General features: G+C 44.7%; 16 protein-coding genes. 2 read left to right on the forward strand and 14 right to left on the reverse strand.

Annotated features, from left to right (window positions below; translation table 11 throughout):
• Positions 1–165: 165 nt before the first annotated feature.
• On the forward strand, positions 166–3,615 hold the full coding sequence (locus tag M1P97_RS10170) for a DUF6383 domain-containing protein (RefSeq protein WP_249389013.1): 3,450 nt from the start codon (positions 166–168) through the stop codon (positions 3,613–3,615).
• Between the two features lie 268 nt (positions 3,616–3,883).
• Here M1P97_RS10170 and M1P97_RS10175 read toward each other — a convergent pair whose 3' ends face one another.
• The 13 genes from M1P97_RS10175 to rpoN all read right to left on the reverse strand — a co-directional run bounded on the left by M1P97_RS10175 (position 3,884) and on the right by rpoN (position 15,349).
• On the reverse strand, positions 3,884–4,300 hold the full coding sequence (locus tag M1P97_RS10175) for a type II toxin-antitoxin system VapC family toxin (RefSeq protein ID WP_195370319.1): 417 nt from the start codon (positions 4,298–4,300) through the stop codon (positions 3,884–3,886).
• Positions 4,297–4,551, reverse strand: coding sequence for a DUF6364 family protein (locus M1P97_RS10180; protein WP_195370318.1), 255 nt, complete (start codon positions 4,549–4,551; stop codon positions 4,297–4,299). Before M1P97_RS10180 ends, M1P97_RS10175 begins: the two co-directional genes overlap by 4 nt.
• A gap of 63 nt (positions 4,552–4,614) precedes the next feature.
• A complete protein-coding gene (locus M1P97_RS10185) occupies positions 4,615–5,166 on the reverse strand; it encodes a chromate transporter (protein WP_195370317.1) in 552 nt (183 codons plus the stop codon).
• A gap of 1 nt (position 5,167) precedes the next feature.
• Entirely contained in the window at positions 5,168–5,698 is a 531-nt protein-coding gene (locus M1P97_RS10190; protein ID WP_195370316.1) for a chromate transporter, read from the reverse strand.
• A 184-nt stretch (positions 5,699–5,882) separates the two neighbouring features.
• Positions 5,883–7,193, reverse strand: coding sequence for a murein hydrolase activator EnvC family protein (locus tag M1P97_RS10195; protein WP_195370315.1), 1,311 nt, complete (start codon positions 7,191–7,193; stop codon positions 5,883–5,885).
• A 2-nt stretch (positions 7,194–7,195) separates the two neighbouring features.
• A complete protein-coding gene (locus M1P97_RS10200; RefSeq protein ID WP_195370314.1) occupies positions 7,196–8,041 on the reverse strand; it encodes a DUF4292 domain-containing protein in 846 nt (281 codons plus the stop codon).
• A complete protein-coding gene (locus tag M1P97_RS10205) occupies positions 8,034–9,797 on the reverse strand; it encodes a tetratricopeptide repeat protein (RefSeq protein ID WP_195370313.1) in 1,764 nt (587 codons plus the stop codon). Before M1P97_RS10205 ends, M1P97_RS10200 begins: the two co-directional genes overlap by 8 nt.
• A gap of 69 nt (positions 9,798–9,866) precedes the next feature.
• Positions 9,867–10,301, reverse strand: coding sequence for a dUTP diphosphatase (gene dut, locus M1P97_RS10210; protein ID WP_195370312.1), 435 nt, complete (start codon positions 10,299–10,301; stop codon positions 9,867–9,869).
• Positions 10,302–10,341: 40 nt separating this feature from the next.
• Positions 10,342–12,177: a 4-hydroxy-3-methylbut-2-en-1-yl diphosphate synthase gene (locus M1P97_RS10215; RefSeq protein WP_249389014.1), complete on the reverse strand. Its 1,836-nt coding sequence runs from the start codon at positions 12,175–12,177 to the stop codon at positions 10,342–10,344.
• 181 nt (positions 12,178–12,358) lie between these two features.
• Complete coding sequence (gene purE, locus M1P97_RS10220; RefSeq protein WP_195370310.1) at positions 12,359–12,865, reverse strand: 5-(carboxyamino)imidazole ribonucleotide mutase; 507 nt, start codon at positions 12,863–12,865, stop codon at positions 12,359–12,361.
• Positions 12,866–13,246: a glycine cleavage system protein GcvH gene (gcvH, locus tag M1P97_RS10225; RefSeq protein ID WP_195370309.1), complete on the reverse strand. Its 381-nt coding sequence runs from the start codon at positions 13,244–13,246 to the stop codon at positions 12,866–12,868.
• A 16-nt stretch (positions 13,247–13,262) separates the two neighbouring features.
• The gene (locus M1P97_RS10230; protein ID WP_195370308.1) at positions 13,263–13,883 is read right to left on the reverse strand and encodes a phosphatase PAP2 family protein; all 621 of its coding nucleotides are present in this window, start codon (positions 13,881–13,883) and stop codon (positions 13,263–13,265) included.
• Positions 13,884–13,894: 11 nt separating this feature from the next.
• Entirely contained in the window at positions 13,895–15,349 is a 1,455-nt protein-coding gene (gene rpoN, locus M1P97_RS10235; protein WP_195370307.1) for an RNA polymerase factor sigma-54, read from the reverse strand.
• A 202-nt stretch (positions 15,350–15,551) separates the two neighbouring features.
• Between rpoN and M1P97_RS10240 the strand changes: the two genes are divergently transcribed.
• Positions 15,552–17,723 (forward strand): sensor histidine kinase, encoded by a 2,172-nt coding sequence (locus tag M1P97_RS10240; RefSeq protein WP_249389015.1) that lies wholly within the window; start codon positions 15,552–15,554, stop codon positions 17,721–17,723.
• On the opposite strand, the gene M1P97_RS10245 is transcribed toward M1P97_RS10240, so the two are convergent.
• Positions 17,707–18,579 carry a DMT family transporter gene (locus M1P97_RS10245; protein WP_249389016.1) on the reverse strand — a complete coding sequence of 291 codons (873 nt, stop codon included), beginning with the start codon at positions 18,577–18,579 and terminating at the stop codon, positions 17,707–17,709. The two genes, M1P97_RS10240 and M1P97_RS10245, sit on opposite strands and share 17 nt — an antisense overlap.
• Positions 18,580–18,998 lie beyond the last annotated feature (419 nt).

Genomic DNA, 18,998 nt, shown 5'->3' on the forward strand with positions numbered 1-18,998 from the left:
AAAGTTAGTACAAAAAACGATGTTTCAATTACGAAAGTAAATGAGGCCAAAAATCATGACTAGAAAAAACGATCGTTTTCTCTAGTCATTTGGTAAAAAGGACATTCAAAACATCGAACAGGAACTATTTCATTAACACTATTATTAATATTAAAATTTAGATTTATGAACAAAAAGATTTCTACGTTTTTGGCTGGTAGCTTACTGGCCGTATGTGTAGGCGCAGTTCAGGCTCAGGGGGGAGTGACACCCTCATTATGCGGTGCTCCTGCCGGTTTAACCGGTGCTTCTTTCGAAGCAAAGGAGAGTGTGAACGAGAACTTGTATTACTTTATACAAGATGCCGATGGGAAGTATCTATATTTAGATAATTCGAATACAGCTTTTCAAGCACAATTAGTTGGTGATCTTAGGAGCTTGGAAGAAATTAATCAGGCTTTGTGGAGCATCAAACCTCAGATTTCCGAAGATGGTGGTACAACTCGTTTCTGCCTGGTAAACAAAGCAACAGGTCTTTTCTTCTCATTTGATCCGGCTAATGCAACTAAGACAACTAAAGTAACAGAAGAGTCTACCTATATTGGTGGTGCTTATCCTAACTGGAAATGGTTTGAAAGCAAATACGCTGGTGAAGCTTTTGAAACAGAAACTCCACTGAGCGTTGTTTTTTCAAATGCAGACTCTACAATGATTTTGGGATCTAATAAAAATGGTAGCGTATATGCTTACAAATATGCTAACGATAAGACTCCTGATGTAACGGCATTGGCATTGAAGCTTGTTAAAGCTGGTACTTATGTTTTGAGTGCTGAAGACTTGAATACGAAGACCAATACTAAGAATGTAGCCTATATGCAGCTTGACTTTGGTAGTGATGCAAAAGAAAACAATATTTTTGCCACTCCGTTGCAGGCTCAACAGCTTAACGTCGAAGATGCAGCAACAGATGCAGATGATTTCGTTTACAATATTGATAAATCAGCTGGATTTGCAGAAGGTTTTACTGAAAGTGCTGAATATGTTATCCTGAGTACATTGGAAAACGATCAAGTTTCTAATAAATACCTGCATGTCGATACTTCTTATTTTGCAAGTGCCGGTGCTACTTATAAAATGTATAATAAGATCGGTGTAACAGATAAGGCAGCTTCAATGGTTTCTGGCTATACTCAATGTTTTAAACAGATCGCAAAAGGTCTTCCTTTGGATGCTTTCCGTTTCAAATTTACAAAGAACCTGGCTAACGACTCAATCTGGGTGCAGACTATGGTTGAAGCTGTAGAAATGGATAGAGAAGCAGGTGAACCTACTGTTTATAATAATAAAGATAAGAATGCTTATACATCATGGAGCTATGCGAATACAGTAGATGCTGAAGCAACGAAGATATGGCCTGCTGTTGATGCTAAAAAAGTAGCAGCTGATGTACAGAATGGTGCCGGTGAAAACCTGATCCTGTCTCATTGTAAATTGGTTGATGAACAGCAAAAAGTTATCACTTTCTATTCTTGCGATGGCAACAGAACAAAGAACTTGGTTAATTTACTGGCTTATGATGGTGTAAGCAAGGATTATACAACTCTTCCGGAAGGTATTTACAAAGTATATGTGAAATCTACTGATGTAAAGTATTATAAACCTTATGTAGGTTTGTATGCTTCTAACAGCTTATGTGGTGAATTTAATTTCTCTGAAGTTGTTAAGCAGGATGTTGAACACATGCCGGCTTACCAGTGGGTAGTTGAGAAAGTGATCAAGAATGGAACTATGGCTTCTGTTAGCCCGGTTAAGATCATGAACCGTGAATTTGGAAATGGTTTTGGCGCTTATAGTGATGGTATCCATCAGTTCGTTAAAAGAGAAGGTTTAGCAGCGAATGAATATTACTATAACGGTATGGTATTCGTATTTAACCTGATCGATCCGACTACTGAATATGGTTATTTCAATGAAAATACAACAGCCGATATTGCAGAACAAAAAACTTACAATCTTACTTATCTGAGCGGTCTGGCTGCTGAAGGTGCTAACTTGCAGGTAGGTTTGGATACTACCAGCGACAATGTTGTACTGACTGTTGGTCAGGAAGGTGTTGCTTTCTCTTTGGTTCCTGTAAATTCAGATAACGAAGAAAAGTATGTAGCTGAAAAGTATGGTTATAAAAATGACCTGAAGAAAGTAGCTTACAAACTGGAAGTTGAAAACTCAAGCGTACTGACTGACTCAGAAAAGAGATTCGTTACAGCTCATTATTATGGAGGTAGCGTGAAATATATTCTGGCAAAGAGAGCCGATGCTACTATCTTCTATCTGAAAGAACAGAATTGTGTGGATGGCACACATTATTATGCGCTGATTGAAGCAGATGCCGCTCAGCCGAGTTCTTTGAAATCTGCTTCTCTGATCGAGTCATATAAAGTTGGTGTAGATGATGTTACTGCTCAATTAATACAGGAATGTTTGTGTTGTAATTATGGTGATTTGAATTGCCGTACATCTTCATTTGCTTTGACAGAAGATACTACTCCGTTGTATCGTCGTCTGGGTAAGACTTTAGAAACAGATGAATTGAAGGATATGGATCTTAACGTTGCTAAGATCTTCCGTGTTAACTCTACTGCTAAGGAATATCTGTATGAAGATGCAAACTCTGTATATTCTAAGGATAAAGGTATCAACTTCTTGGGTATAGAAGGTAAGGGCGACGCTGCAAAGGCTGCTATGACTATCGATACTGCTTATGTACGTAAGAATACAACAATGCCTCAGTACATGTTCGTAATGGGTGCAGTTCGCCACGAAGCCGGTTGGAATTGTCCGTTCGACGAAGAACACAATACGGATGCATGGAAAGAAGCTAATGGTGTAGATCATTGTCCGCATGCTGTTAAGACAGAAGCTTATACAACAGGTCGCTACCTGGTTAACTTTGCTGACTCTGTAGCATTGCCTAAGGGTGCTGGTAAAGATTATATCTGGAACTCAAGATATACTCGTTTAGGTTTTGTAGATGCAAAACATATTGGCGATACTTTGGTAATCTATCGTAACGGTCAGGTTAGCCACTTGTCAGGTGATTCTATCTTCTTAGGTGATAACAAACATAACCAGGAAACATTGGCATTGTCTGATGCTACTTCAAAGGGTGATTCTATCCACGCTACTCATAAGAATGGTATCAAGAATGCTGTATTTGCATTACGTCTGGTAAATACGGATGCAGCTGACTTCCTGATCGAAACAGAAGGTGACAAGAAGATTCCTAGTGCAGGCGAAGGTGCTTGGGTGGCTGTTAAGAACGGTGTACCTGTTGTTGCTAACTATACTTCTTATGAAGATGCTATCCGCGATGCTGAAATCTTCAACATCGAGGCAACTGACGAAGCTCCGACTTCAAACGATGCTATTTCTGCTTCTGAAGTATCTGTAGTTGCTACTAACGGTGCAGTTGTCATCAACGGTGCTCAGGGTAAGAAGGTTACTATCAGCAACGTTCTTGGTCAGGCAATCGCAAACACAGTGATTTCTTCCGACAATGCAACTATCGCTACTCCTGCCGGTGTAGTTGTAGTAGCTGTTGAAGGTGAAGCTGCTGTTAAAGCAATCGTAAAATAATTTATAATCAAAATAATTCTAAAATTGCCGCTACGCGGTTGTCAGATATAGACGTTGCTTGCAACGTCTATACTCCAACCAATTACCCCGCGATGGGCGAACAAGTGGCCGTATTAATACTAAAGTAATAAAATAAAGTTCATCTATCAGTATCCCTGCGAAGAGAGAACATAGATAAAAAACAAAGCCCTTGCAGGATTTCCTGCAGGGGCTTTCGTCGTAGAAGAATTGCAAGAACTCCTTAAACAATTCCAGAATGTTTCACCTTTTATTTCTTTAATGCTTTTAGGTATTCTTCCGGTGTCATGACCGATGCGTCTACTCCTTTGAAATCTTTCACATTTCGCGTAATAATAACCGGAATGCCACTTTCGATAGCGGAGTAGTATTGGACAGCATCTTCAAAATCAGAAAAAGAAGATTGCAGTGCCATATCGATTACCTTTTCGTTTACGGAAACGACGTGTACCATTTGTCTGAAACTGCAAAGCAATTCCATTGCTTTTAGGGAGCCAACTTGTTTACGTAAGAGGTAAAATATGGTAGAAAAAGAAAGAGAAGAGATGTACAAACGGATGATACCAGTATCTCCCATTGTAAAGATGGGAACTGCTGTCGAATAGAATGGTTCCCGTTGGGACAGGAGATCTATGGCAATGTTGGTATCTAAAAATATATTCTTCATTGATATTTCTTTTCTAAATAGTCTCCGTAGTCTTGTTTGTAATCATAGTTTTCCGGGAGCTTTATAACACCACTCAACTCTTTTACACGGGGAGATATTTCTATTTGTCCGGAAGGAATATCATTATCTGATACCATTGCTTTCAAATAACGTTCAACCATTGTTGAAAGGCTTATGTTATGCGAACGTGCATACTCTTTCGCTTTTTCAACAACGGAGTTATTCAGTTTTAATGTTATTCTTGTTTCCATAGCCTGTTAGTTTATGAACTGCTTTTGCAAATATAAGGCATATATTTGCAAAAGTAGCATGTTTTACCAATATAATATCAGCCCTGCAATCCCGGCCAGTGCGATCATCAGAATCGGATGAACTTTGAATTTCCAAGTGAGGATAAAGGCGGCACCAAAGATCAGGAAGCTTTTGTAGTCGATGAAGTTTTCTTTGTTCATCAACATTAATGCGGCCGCGGCTATCAGTCCGACTGTTGCAGGGCGCAAGCCTGTGAAAGCGGCAACGACGTATTTGTTGTTCTTGAACTTGGCAAAGAAATAGGAAATGACCAATACCAGGATGAACGAAGGCAGACAGACGGCGAACGTAGTCAGGCATGAGCCCAGGACTGCCATAACAGGCGAGTATCCCGCGTTATGAATGGCCGTGTAACCGATATAAGTGGCACTGTTGATACCGATCGGGCCCGGCGTCATCTGGGAGATAGCTACAATGTCCGTGAACTCCTGTAAAGAAATCCATTTGTAACGGTCTACTACATCTGCCTGTATCAGTGAAAGCATGGCATATCCGCCACCAAAACCGAAGATACCGATCTTCAGATAAACGTAAAGTAACTGTAACCAAATCATATCAATTCTTCTTTATCTTTAAACCATACACTAATCCTCCGGCAATGGCTACCAAGATGATCCATACCGGTGAGATACCTCCCATCCAGATAAGCAGAGCTGCTGCAATAGGGATAATCATTGTCAGGTAGTTGAGCTTGATGGATCGTGCCGTAGTAATACAGGGAACTGCTATCAATGCCACGACAGCCGGACGCAATCCTTTGAATATCTTCTCTACCCATTCGTTGTCCTGCACCTGGGTAAAGAATGTAGCGATCAGTAGGATAATAAGGAAAGACGGCAGGATCGTACCCAGTGCACAAACCACGCTTCCCATGTTTTTCTTCAGTTTATAGCCTACAAAGATGGATATATTCACAGCGAAGATACCCGGCAGGGACTGTGCAACGGAAAAGAGGTCGATGAAATCTTCTTTGGATAGCCAGCCGCGGTCTACGACTTCCCGCTGTATCAACGGTAGCATGGCATATCCGCCACCTATTGTACCCACACCGATTTTGAGGAAAGTAAGAAAAAGCGTCCAATACATAATCATACTTATTAAAGTCGATGACAAAGGTAGTTAATTGAAATGAAAAAGTAAAATACAGCGACTGATCCTCACTAACACCGACGAGCTTGTCTCGCTAACTGTACTTAGCCCACTTCGCCAATGGCAGCAAGATTATCCAGGTGCCGGTGGCGAGTCGGTGCGCCTAAAATAGGTTAAAGCATTAGTCAAGCCACGGTGTCGGATTGAGTTTCGTTTTCTCTTTCCAAAGCTGGAAATGAAGGATGGTAGCGTTTCCGGCTTCCGTATCGGTGAATATCTTACCGATGGCCTGGCGGGTGCTGACCTTGTCGCCGGCTTTTACGTATACCTGGCTCAGGTTACTGTAAACGGTCAGGTAGTTACCGTGGCGGACGATCACTGAATTGTTATAGCCGGGCACTACGAATACACGGGTTACTTCGCCGTTGAATATCGCACGGGCATCGGTTCCCGGTGTAGTCTGGATATCGATACCGCTGTTGTTGGTACGGACGTATTTCAGTTCCGAATGCTGTTGTTCGCCAAAGGTTCCGACAATAGTATAGCGCCCTGATACGGGGAACGGCAGGCGTCCACGGTTGCTGGCGAAATCGTCGGACAGTTTCTTTTCTGCCTTGGTCATAGCGTAACCTCCTTTAGTCTCGGCTACACGTTCTTCGCGTATCGGCTCTTGTACCGGTTCTTTTCCTTCGGCTTTAGCCTTTGCATTGGCTTTTTCACGGGCACGGCGTTCACGTTCGCGAGCTGCCTTTGCTTCGGCTTCGGCACGGGCTATTTCTTCGGCGATCTGTTGTTCGATCTGACGGTTCAGGGCGTTGGCCTGTTGCTGCTTCTTCCGAAGCTCGTCTTTCAGCTGTTTTTGTTTTTTGTTAAGCTCCTGTACCTCTACTTTCTGGCTACTTTCTTCGGTCTGAAGCTTCTGGCTTTCCTGTTCTCGCGTTCCCAACAAAGCATTCTTTTCGGCGCGGGTCTTTTCCAGTTCCCGCTGTTTCAGGTTGATCTCGGTTTGTTTGTCGATGATCTCCGTAGCCTGTTTTTTTTGCCAGTCGGAATATTCGCGCAGGTAACGCATGCGACGCATGGACTGGGCGAAATTGTCGGCAGAGAGGATGAACAGTAGTTTGTCTTGCGAACTGCGGCGTTTATACAGGCTTTGTGCTGATTTTCCGTAGTTGGTACGTTTCTCACCCAACTCCTTTTCCAGCCGGTTGATCTCGCGGCGGGCGGCGGCGATCTGGTTGTCAATCTCGCCGACTTCCTGGTTCAACAGACTGATAACTTTCTTACGGGAAAGAATCTGCTGTGAGAGCAGGTTCAGGCGGTTGAGGGAGTTTTGGGCTGTCTGGGTAGTCTCTTTCAGTAACTGGTTTGTCATTTCGATTTCAGCCAGCGCTTTCTTACGCTGTTCTTCAAGCTGTTTCACTCGTGCGGACTTCTGGCCGAAGGCAGTCAGGGCGGATAACGTGAATATGACAATCCAAATATATTTCATCTCTATTTCTGACTGTTACTGATTGACTTTATGATTTGTGCAAAGGTGATACGATTATATTTAGCAGGAATAGCAAAATCTAGATTAACCGGCACATTTGTCTGTATACGGGAGAAACGGAAGGCGACACCGCCTTGTGACGAGCCGTTTGACAGTACATTTACGTCCATCAATTGTGGGAACGGTTGTCCGTCCGTCACGCGGAAATCGGCATAGTCCCATTGCAGGGCGTATTGTTCGGACGGATCTGTTATGTAGGTGGAAAGCAACTTCTCCTCGCCGTCGGCAAAGAAGGTATAGAGCAATCCGATAGCATCTTTTACCTTGATCTCGGCTTTGTCCCCGTCCTGGTTCAGCTTGAACCGCTTGAACTGTTTCGGCTCGATCTCCTGATGGCCGGGCAAAAATATACGATTGGTAAACAACGCCTGCAGGTTATAGAAATTAAACTCGATCGGGGTTTGTCCTTTCAGGTCGGCATAACGTTCGGCTACATAGCGTTTGTTCATCCGGTCGATTACCTTGATGCTGTCCACGGTAAATTCGGCACGGAATACCTCTATCCCCAGAAAAGGCTGTACGGATAACTGGAAGGCACTGTCGCGGACCATCTTCAGGTCAACACGCGAGCTCATGTTGTTCTTCGACATTTTAAGCTCTGCATTCAGTCGGGCCGTCAGGGTATTGAACTGAAAAGCATGTTCTTCCATCAGTTCGAAGAATTCGTTATGCGCCTTGGCACCTCCCGACACGACTGTACCGATCTTCTTTGAAGATTTACAGCCGGAAAGGAATACAATGCAACATAAGATGATACCCAGGGCTATTCGTTCTCGTGTTTTATTCATTTTTGACCTCCTCTTCGATATATTTGCCTTCGATTATCTTGCGGTCGAGAACTTCGCTTTCTTTGCCCAGTTCACGGGCTTTTTTCCACTGTTCGACGGCTTTGTCCTTATCTCCTGTCATGTAAAGGATGTCGCCATAGTGGTCTACCAGTTCGGCGCTTTTTGTCTTATCTTTTTCCAGGGCGCTTTCGATATAGATCTTGGCAAGGGTATAGTTGCCCTGCACGAAGAATATCCAGGCGTAGGTATCGAGATAAGTGGCATTGTCCGGTTCGAGCTTGATGCATTGAGCACTCATGCGTTCCGCCTTTTTCAGGTCTTTCTTGTCGAGGGAAAGGAAGTAGGCGTAATTGTTGAGGACGACAATATTGTTTTCGTTGTACTTCAATGCTTCATCGTATGCTTTATAGGTCTGGTCCATCTGCTTCATCTGGTAGTAGATGTCGCCGATCTGACCGTAAAAGTCTGATTTCAGGCGCGGGTTCTCCGCTGGGATGATGCCGATACCGGCATAGTAAGTGTTCAGGGCTTCCTGATATTTCTCCTGCTGGTAATAAGCGATACCCAGGTAGAAATAATATTCGGGAGCGTCCGGAAACAGCTCTTGGCATTTGGTACAGATGCGGATCACTTCCGGTATATCTTCCGCTTTCAACGACATGTTGAGAAGCTGTTGCCAGGCTCCGGCGTTTTCGGGTTCCATTTCGGTAATGAGCTGGAACTGGAAACGTGCTTCGTCGGTCTTTCCCTGCGACAACAGGAGGCTACCGTACATCTGTTTCAGTTCGGTGTCTTCCGGATGCTGTTCCAGCAAAGTCTGGAAGAGAGCGTTGGAGCTGTTGGTATCTTTCTGTGTTTGTTGCTGTTTCAGGATATAACGGGAGAGGATACCGACTTTGGTGTCTACATCCAGTTTCTCGTTCACCAGGGCAGTACGTATTTGTTCTTCAGCAGCCTCTTTGTTGCCGGTAGCTTCGTAGTAGTTTGCCATGGAAACGATGTAGTAAGGATTACCCGGATCAATCTGGTGCGCTTTGTCATAGTAAGAGCGGGCCTTTACCGTATCGTTCTTTTCCAGGTGAAGATCACCCAGGATGATCTGGTAACGGGCTTCCATCGGGTATTTGGCAGCCAGCTTCTCTATCTCCTTGAAGGCAGCATCCGATTGCTCCAGCTGGTTGTAGAGTTTGTACTTTTGCATGGAAAGGGCTTCATTCATACCTATCGACGATTCGAGGGCGTTGTAGGCATCGATCGCCTCTCCGATCTCACCTTCCTGTGTAAGGGCTTCTGCTAGGTAATAGTTGAGTTCCGGTTTGCCGGGATAGGCTTTGAGCAACTTCTCATATTCTTCGGCAGCTTCTCCGTACATACCGAGGTTGCGGGAGATAGTGGCCAGTGCCATACGGTAAGTGAAGTTGTCGGCACTGTTCGCTACGGCGCGTTTCAGCATGTCGACAGCCTTTTCGGGGCGGTTCAACTGTATGTAGAAAGAGGAAAGTTCGTACAACACCGGGGATGCGGTAGAGTCGATTGCGAGGCAATGGTTAAATGCATCGAAGGCGGCATCGAATTTTCCGGCAGTCTTCAGGTTCAACCCTTCAAAAAAGAAATAGTCGAATTTCCTCTGTTCGGTTGCGCTTAGTTCGTTCGGCTTTGAGGGAGTGTCTTTCTTTACCTCTCCTGCATGCAACGGTTGAATGCCCGTAAGTAGGAAGAATGAAAAGAGTATCCCGTATATTAATTGCTTCAACATATATCTGATATTTCTATATTTATACCAATGCGCACGGTAATGCGCAACAGGTGCGCATTCGTTTGCATGTTACTGCTTACCCGTATGTCCGAAACCTCCGGCTCCCCGTTCCGTATCGTCGAGCACTTCTACCGGTTTCCAACTTACCTGGTTGTAGGTGGCGATCACCATCTGGCAGATACGTTCCCCGTCATTTACAGTGAACGGTTCGGAAGAGAGGTTGACCAGTATAATCCCGATTTCGCCACGATAGTCCGCATCGATCGTCCCCGGTGTATTCAACAGGGTGATGCCATGTTTTAGTGCCAGGCCGCTGCGGGGACGCATCTGCGCTTCGTATCCTTCCGGGAGGGCGATGTAGAGCCCTGTCGGGATCAGTTTACGTTCCAGCGGTTTCAGTACGACGGGTTCTGTCAGATTTGCACGAATATCCATACCTGCCGATAATTCGGTCGCGTAACCGGGTAGCGGGTGATGTGACTTGTTAATTATCTTTACTTCCATTATTATATCTTGATTTTGAGGGACGAAGATAGTACAAATATCAGTTCTGCCAGTCTCCGTTCTCTTTTATTAACTGAACTAAACGTTCTACTGCATCTTCTTCGGCGACGTTCTTCAATACGCATTCTTTACCTTTATAAAGGCTGATCTGTCCGCGTCCTGCACCAACGTAACCGTAGTCGGCATCGGCCATTTCACCGGGACCGTTTACGATACATCCCATGATACCGATCTTCAGGCCCTTCAGGTGCGAGGTCGCTTCCTTGATACGAGCGATGGTGGTCTGCAGGTCGTAAAGCGTACGTCCGCAGCTGGGGCAGGAGATATATTCTGTTTTGCTGATACGTGAGCGGGTGGCCTGCAGGATACCGAACATACAACTGTCTGTAACAGTGGCTTCGCACTCATCGTTTTGCAGCATGATACCGCCCTCGAAACCGTCGAGCAACAGGGTTCCGAAATCGGCCGCCGATTTCAGTTGCAGTGACTCTTTGTCCGTTTCGTGGTATTCGCGGTGAAGGACGACCGGGACGTCGCAGCCGGCTATCATCAGTTTATGCATAGCGGCGCGTTGGGAACCGACACCATTCCGGTGGTGGGTACTTAGTACGACTACGATGGTCGGATCTTGTTTCAGTATCTCCAATGTACGGCTTGTCAGGTCGTTGTACGTCAACCGTATAAACTTCAGTGGAGAGTTGAAGTTCTTTATTTCTTCTATTTCAGAGGCTATGAAGTAAGGGAATGCATTCGGACGTTCTTTCCAGAAATGGGCGTCTACCAGCATGCGGAAATTGTCGGGAAGGTTTTCAGGATCTTCCTTGCCGATATAAATATAGTCCGGCATCGACAAATGGTCGAATTCAAAGTCGCCATTACTGCGGTCGGAGATAACGATAGGCGGGAAATTCCCTCCGATACCTTCCGTTACGCGGCTGATGCGGCGGGAGGCTGTTATCGGGTCGTAGCCGGGAGCGATATTGGCATTGATAGGCTTATGGCCCTGGCGTTCGAGGATATAGTCGACCAGTTTACGGGCCACCGGCATTTCTGCTTCCGGGTCTTCGCTGAGGGAGACGCGGATCGTGTCGCCTATGCCGTCTGTCAGCAGGGTTCCGATACCGACAGCGCTTTTGATACGGCCGTCTTCTCCGTCGCCGGCCTCTGTTACTCCCAGGTGAAGCGGGTAATGCATATCTTCAGCATCCATCGTCTGAACGAGCAGACGTACGGTTTTGACCATTACGACGGTGTTGGAAGCCTTGATCGATATGACTACGTCAGGGAAGTTCTCGTCCCGGCAGATACGCAGGAACTCCATGCAGGAGGCTACCATTCCTTCGGGGGTGTCACCGTACCGGCTCATGATGCGGTCGGACAGTGAACCATGATTTACGCCAATGCGGATGGCGGTACCGTGTTCTTTACAGATATTGAGAAAGGGAACAAAACGGTCGCGTATCTTCTGTAACTCTGCGGCATATTCTTCGTCGGTATATTCCAGAAGATCGAAGGTCTTTACTTTGTCAACGTAGTTACCCGGGTTGATGCGCACTTTTTCTACCTCTGCTGCGGCAGCATCGGCTGCTTTGGGGTTGAAATGGATATCGGCAACCAGCGGGGTGGTATATCCCTGGGCAGTTAGTTCTTTGCGGATTTCTCCCAGGTTACGGGCTTCACGTTCGCCCTGGGCTGTGAAACGCACATATTCGGCTCCCGCTTCGATCATGCGGATGGCCTGGCGGACGGCGGCTTCGGTGTCCATGGTCGAAACATTTGCCATGGATTGGATACGTATCGGATTGTCGCCTCCCAGCGGTGTGTTCCCTATATTGACAGAAGACGATTTGCGGCGACTGTAATTAAAATGATCCATTTACTAGTTTGTTTTGGGGATAACAGGAAGAGCGACCGGTTGTATCTGTTTCCCCTCTTGAGAGGGGATAAGGGATGTGTTACAGGTTCGTCTTGTGACTGGCTTTAACACACCCCCTGCCCCCTCTCGAGAGGGGAATGGTTACCCTCAGTTGCTGAAACGTCTTATCCCGGCAATCTGATTAATTTGTTTTGTATTTAAAAGATACCTGAGCTAACTCTTCGTTGGCTTTTACGATCTTTTTCTTCAGGTCTTCTTTGTAATTAGCCAGTTTGCCCTGAAGTTGTTCGTCTCCTACAGCCAGCATCTGAACGGCCAGGATACCTGCGTTCAATGCACCGTTGATACCTACTGTGGCAACAGGAATACCCGGAGGCATCTGTACGATAGCCAATAGGGCGTCCATACCGTCGAGTGTCGAGTTGATGGGGACGCCGATTACCGGCAGGGTAGTCATCGATGCGATCACTCCACACAAGTGTGCAGCCATTCCGGCAGCAGCGATAATAACTTTGATACCACGGTCTTTAGCGCCTTTGGCAAAGGCTTCTACTTCAGCCGGAGTACGGTGGGCAGACAAAGCATGCATTTCGAACGGGATTTCCATCTCGTCGAGCAATTTGGCCGCTTTTTCCATTACGGGCAGGTCGGAAGTACTGCCCATGATAATACTAACTACAGGTGTCATTTATTTAGCGATCAATTGTTCGTATTCAGCAGCAGACAATAGATCGTCCAGCTCAGAAGGATCTGTCAGGGAGATCTTGATCAACCAGCCGTTTCCGTAAACATCTTCGTTTACCAGTTCGGGCTTGTCATCCAGTTCAGAGTTAGCCTGGATTACTTCTCCGCTAACTGGCATGAACAGGTCGGAAACAGTCTTTACGGCTTCGATTGTACCGAAAACTTCTTCTTTGTCAAGCTTTTCGCCTTCTGTAGTAATGTCTACAAAAACGATTTCGCCCAATTCGCTCTGAGCGTAATCAGTGATACCAACATAGGCTACTGCACCGTCTACACGAATCCATTCGTGATCTTTTGTGTACTTTAAATCAGCAGGAAAGTTCATAATTTTAGTGTTTTTATTAGATGAATAAATAGATATAACTCAATAATGAGGCTACAAAGGTACATATAAATCCCAGACAAAAGCCGGCATACACCTGCATTGGTGTGTGACGTTTTAAAAAGATACGCGATGTACCGACCAGACCGGCTGCCAGGAGCACGATAATGAAACCCCAGTACGGATTTATAAGGTGGAGACGGGCAATCCCCATCATGCCTCCCAATAGTCCTCCGACTCCCAGCGTATGTGCACTGATCTTCCAGTAAAAGTTGATCAACAGGGATATCAGCAAGGCTACGCAGGCTCCCATCAATAGGGACAGGAACCAGAAGGGTATCATCATCTTATACATGTAGAAAATACAGACCATCATAGAGGTGATGATGATCAGGTAAGGAACGACTCTTTCCTTGCGGTCGGTCAGTTCCAGATCGCCGGCTGCCCCGTTCTTCACCATCAGATAAATGAAAAGTCCCGGTACTACAGCTGTAGATAGGAACGCGCCGCCTACCAGAAACAGTTTCATGGTGGGGGGATAGATGGCAAGATATGTAAATGTCAGTGCCAGTATAACTCCATACGTTACCATCAGCAACGGGTGGAACATACCGGATATTATATTTGAAAACAGTCTCATACGCTTCAAATTTATATTTCTTTTCTGAGCCTTGCAACCGGAATATCTAACTGTTCACGGTATTTAGCCACTGTTCGGCGGGCGATAACATATCCTTTCTCCTTCAGGATGGTGGTGAGTTCCTCGTCGGTGAGGGGTTTACGTTTATCCTCGCTTTCAATATGTTCTTTCATAATCTTCTTCACTTCACGGGTGGAAATCTCCTCGCCGCTGTCGGTCTGCATCGACTCGGAAAAGAAGAACTTCAGAGGGTAGATACCGAAGTTGGTTTGTACATACTTACTGTTACTAACCCTCGAAATGGTCGATATATCGTATCCTGCACGTTCGGCCACATCTTTCAGTATCATCGGGCGCAGGGTGGCATCGTCTCCGGTCAGGAAAAAATCCCGTTGCAGAAGGATGATGGCCTCCATCGTGCGTTGTAATGTCTCCTGGCGTTGCCTGATCGCGTCGATAAACCACTGGGCCGAGTCAAGTTTCTGCTTTACGAACTGTACGGCTTCGCGCATCTTGGATGTCTGGTTTGCCTTGTTGCCGGCATAGTCCTGAAACATTTCCGCATAATCACGACTGATCCGCAGGTCGGGGATGTCCCGGTTATTCATGCTTAAGATCAGTTCTCCGTTGATAGCTTCCACCAGGAAATCGGGGATCACCTGGCTCATGGCTACTTCCATAGAACCGCCCCAGCTGCTACAAGGTTTAGGATCGAGGGCAATTATTTCGTGGATGGCTCTCTTCAGGGTCTCTTCACTGATGTTCAGTCCCCGCATGATCTTGTCGTAGTGCTTGCGGGTGAATTCTTCGAAATATTCCGTAAGGATATGGACGGCCATTTCTACTCCGGCAGTCGGTTCTTTTCGGTTGAGCTGCAATAACAGGCATTCCTGCAGGTTGCGTGCTCCGACTCCGGCTGGGTCGAAGTCTTGTATGATGGCAAGTACTTCTTCTATTTCTTTTTCGTCTACATCTTGTCCGGCCTGGAATACCAGGTCGTCAGCTATGGCGGAAAGTTCGCGGCGAAGATAGCCGTCATCGTCTATATTTCCTATTATGTACTCGGCTATCTTTACCTGCTTTTCGGGCAGGTCGCGTAATCCGAGTTGTTGTAATAGGTATTCGTTTAACGATTGGCTTACGGAGAAAGGAATATCTTCTTTGCGTTCTGTTTTTTCGCTTATTTCACGTAGTTTGTAATCGGGAATGTCGTCTTCGGTCATATAATCACCGAGCGAGATGTCTGCCTCTGTCTCGTTTGTAGATATATCATCACCACCTTCATCGTCAGTCCGTTCAAAGTCGTCTGCAATATCTTTTCCTTCTTCCAGGGCAGGGTTGTCTTCCAGCTCATGCTTGATACGTTCTTCCAGCTCGATAGCGGGAAGCTCGAGAAGCCGGATTAGCTGTATCTGCTGCGGAGAGAGCTTTTGCTGTAACTTTTGTTGTAACTGTTGCTTCAACATATTTAAAATCGTCTACTTTAGAACATGCAAATATAACTTTTTACGCCGAACAGACTTATGATTAAAAACATAATTGTTCTAAAGAAACTGTTTGACTGATGGTTATCTTTCAATTTTAACATGCCTCTCCTGTAATTAATTTCTTGAAATACCTTAAAAATCAAAACTATTCCATATTTTTGCGTTTGTAAAGTTACCCTATATGACATCAACGCTAACTAAGAGTAAATATAGTCAGCTATCCAGAGAAGAGCTAATACAATTATTGGAAATACGGGACAAGGAACAGATAGATGTAAATAGTTCTTCTTCCGGCTTCCCTGCTATAAAGCGTATTATATCGGAGGTGCTTGTCTTGCTATTTAACGAAGAGGAACAACCGATAGAGAAAGCAATGAGATTACTTCTCGACTTTTTCAATGCTGACTGGGGATATGTGGCTATTTTTGCAGATAATGGTCAAATGGCGAGTTTCCCGTGCGAAGTGATGAGCAAATGGGTCGAGGTGCCGAAAGAAGATCATTCCGAACTTACATATGAAACGATTCCATGGATAATGGACACGATAAAGTCCGGACATGATATTGTGGTGTGCAGTATGAACGAGTTGCCGCCGGAAGCCAATATCGATAAGACATTGTTTGAGTTGCAGCATCTCAAATCCATGCTTATTATCCCACTCTCATTTCATAATCAGGTACAAGGCTTTATCGGTTTCGACTCTGTCCGGGTTCAACGTTCCTGGACGTTGGAAGATGTCGAAGATTTACATATTATTGCCCGGATCTTCTCTATTATAATCGAACGCCTGCAAACGCAAAGCAGTCTGGAAGAATCGAGAAAGCATCTCTCGGAACTCAGCACAAAATTCAAGCAATTCTTTAATAACCTGCCTGTCGGAGTTGAGTTATATGATTCTGAAGGATATCTGGTCGACCTTAATGAAGCGGATACCCGTATATTCGGTTCTACCCGTAAAGATCTTTTGGGGATTAATTTGTTTGAAAATCCGGCTGTCCCTGCCTCAATCCTTGACGGTATAAAGCACGGACAACCCTTTAGTTTCCCATTGGTTTATGATTTCAGCGCTATACAGAACACCAGTTATTATCCTTCTGCGTTTGTCGATCATATAAAGTATTTGCAAATCAAAGGTATCGGCCTGGATGATCCCGAATTTGGAAGGGTAGGATATCTAATGATTATTTCGGATAATACGGATGCCCAGATAAAGTCTGAACAGACAAAGAATAATCTGGCAATCCTGAAGGCTGTTCTGTTATCCGGTCGTTCCATTGTAGGAGAATATAATGTAGAAGAGGATGAGCTATATATCAATCCTGTACTGAACGATTTTCCGAGCACAAACCCGTTATTTGAGTATATGAAGACATACAATTATATGTCAATTCAGGATTTGCGTAATCTTGGCAAATTGGGGGAAGATGAGGCGAATGATATGTCTTCTTTTTTACAGGTTATTCGTGGAGAAGCCGACAATTGCAGTTTTGTATGTAAATTGGCAGTGGGGACTGAGCCGTTTTGGGTCCGGATCAATGCACAGGCGCATGAAATAAACAAAGACGGTCATCCAAGTAAGGTGGTTTGTTATATAAGGGACATAACACAGGAAAAGAAGCTGGAAGAGAAACTGCAGCAAGCTCGGGATGAGTCGCGCAGGAATGAACTGGAAATGCAGAAAGCCCGTGAGGCTGATAAGCTGAAGTCGACTTTCCTGGCCAATATGAGCCATGAGATCCGTACTCCTTTGAATGCTATTGTCGGTTTTTCAGGAATTATTGCAGAAATGGACGCCAGGGAAGATAAAGATGAATATGTAAAGATCATCAATAAGAACTGCGACCTGCTTCTTCGCCTGATAACGGATATTCTTGATTTTTCGAAGATTGAATCCGGAGTGATGGAGTATTCGCTGAGTGAAGTCAGTATAAAAGAGATATGTAGTGAAGAGTTTCAGGTACATCGCCTGAAAGTACAGGAAGGGGTTACTATGTTGTGTGATTTGGCCGCTTTGCCTGATATAACCCTTTATACGGATGCTAAGCGTGTTACTCAGGTTATTTCAAATTTGTTGTCGAATGCAATAAAGTTCACCGAGCAGGGAACGATAACTCTTTCCTACACATTGAAGGATGATCATGTTCTTTTTGAGGTGTGTGATACCGGGATAGGCATTTCGGCTAAATATCTTGAATCTGTTTTTGAGCGGTTTACTAAGGTCGACTCTTTTAAACAAGGGACAGGTCTGGGGTTATCTATCTGCAAAACCATCGTTAAAGCACTGAATGGCGATATCGGTGTAAGTTCCACTCCCGGTAAAGGCTCCCGCTTCTGGTTCACTTTGCCTTGTTGATGAGGGCTTCTCGGGTTTGCAGTAATACAGAGATACAGATAAGTCCCAATCCGGTATAGAAAGCGAGATTTAACTCTTTGGCTTCACCGAAAAACAACATGGCAAGGATGATACTGTAAACCGGTTCCAGATTATAACTCAGGTTGACGGTAAAAGCCGATATTGTTTTCAATACCTGTATCTGTAACAGGTATAGCCCGATTGTACAGACCAGGGCCAATAGAAGCAGATAAAGAAAATCATTTATGCCTGGAAGTATTGTTGCGACAGGGAAAAAGTACAGGTATACAGGCAATAGACAACTCAATCCCAGAAAACCGCCGGCCATTTCGTACAATAACATGATGCGGGAGGGATGATGTGCACCTACTTTTTTATTGGTTATGGTGAATAGGGCTGCCAAAGCTGAAGAGATAATACCTATTATGATACCGGAACGATATCGCATGTCAAATCGAAAAATGAGCAAGATCCCGGCAACGGTGATCAGACTGAATAATAACTCTTTGATCTTAAACCTGCGACGAATAAGCAAAGGTTCCAGCAGAGCAGTAAAGAATCCGACCAGCGAAAAGCAAACGACCCCAACGGAAACATTCGACATTTTGATACTTCCATAGAAGAATACCCAATGTAAGCCCAGTATAAAACCTGTACCGGCAATTTTCAATTGCTCTTTCAGGGGGATAGATTGTAACTTGTTACTGATTTTCAGAATGGTGAACAGTAAAACAGCGGCAAACATCATGCGATACCAGACCAACAATCCTTCATTCAGGGTAATCAGTTTCCCAAACAGTCCGGTGAAGCCAGCTAGTAAGATAGATATATGAAGTTTGATAAATGCGTTTTTCATCCTTCGCCCTCAATTTAAAGACTCCGGCAAATATACGATAAATTGTACAGCAAACAACATGATCTCTCTTTCTATCTAATGCGCACATATTCAAGACTTTTTAATATATTTGTGGAAGGTGTAGGGTTGTTTAGGCAAAGAAACCAACCCTATATTGTCTTCGATAACATTTTTTTGAGAAGAATGCGCTCGAACTTAACAAATATTATCTGTAAAAGACTTGACAAAAGCTTGCTGCGACAGTATCTTTGTACTGTGGTTTTTTCATAATAGTATTAGATTTAAGGTTAACAAAGTTGGTTAGGGCTTGTCGTGAGACAGGCTTTAATTGTTTATAGCCCCTTCCTTTCTGTTTTATCTCTGATTATCTTTTAATAAACGGATGCCTATCGGACGAGGAACGGGTGCCTGTCGCTTCC

Source organism: Parabacteroides leei, assembly GCF_023369805.1.
In the GTDB taxonomy this organism is placed as follows: domain Bacteria; phylum Bacteroidota; class Bacteroidia; order Bacteroidales; family Tannerellaceae; genus Parabacteroides; species Parabacteroides leei.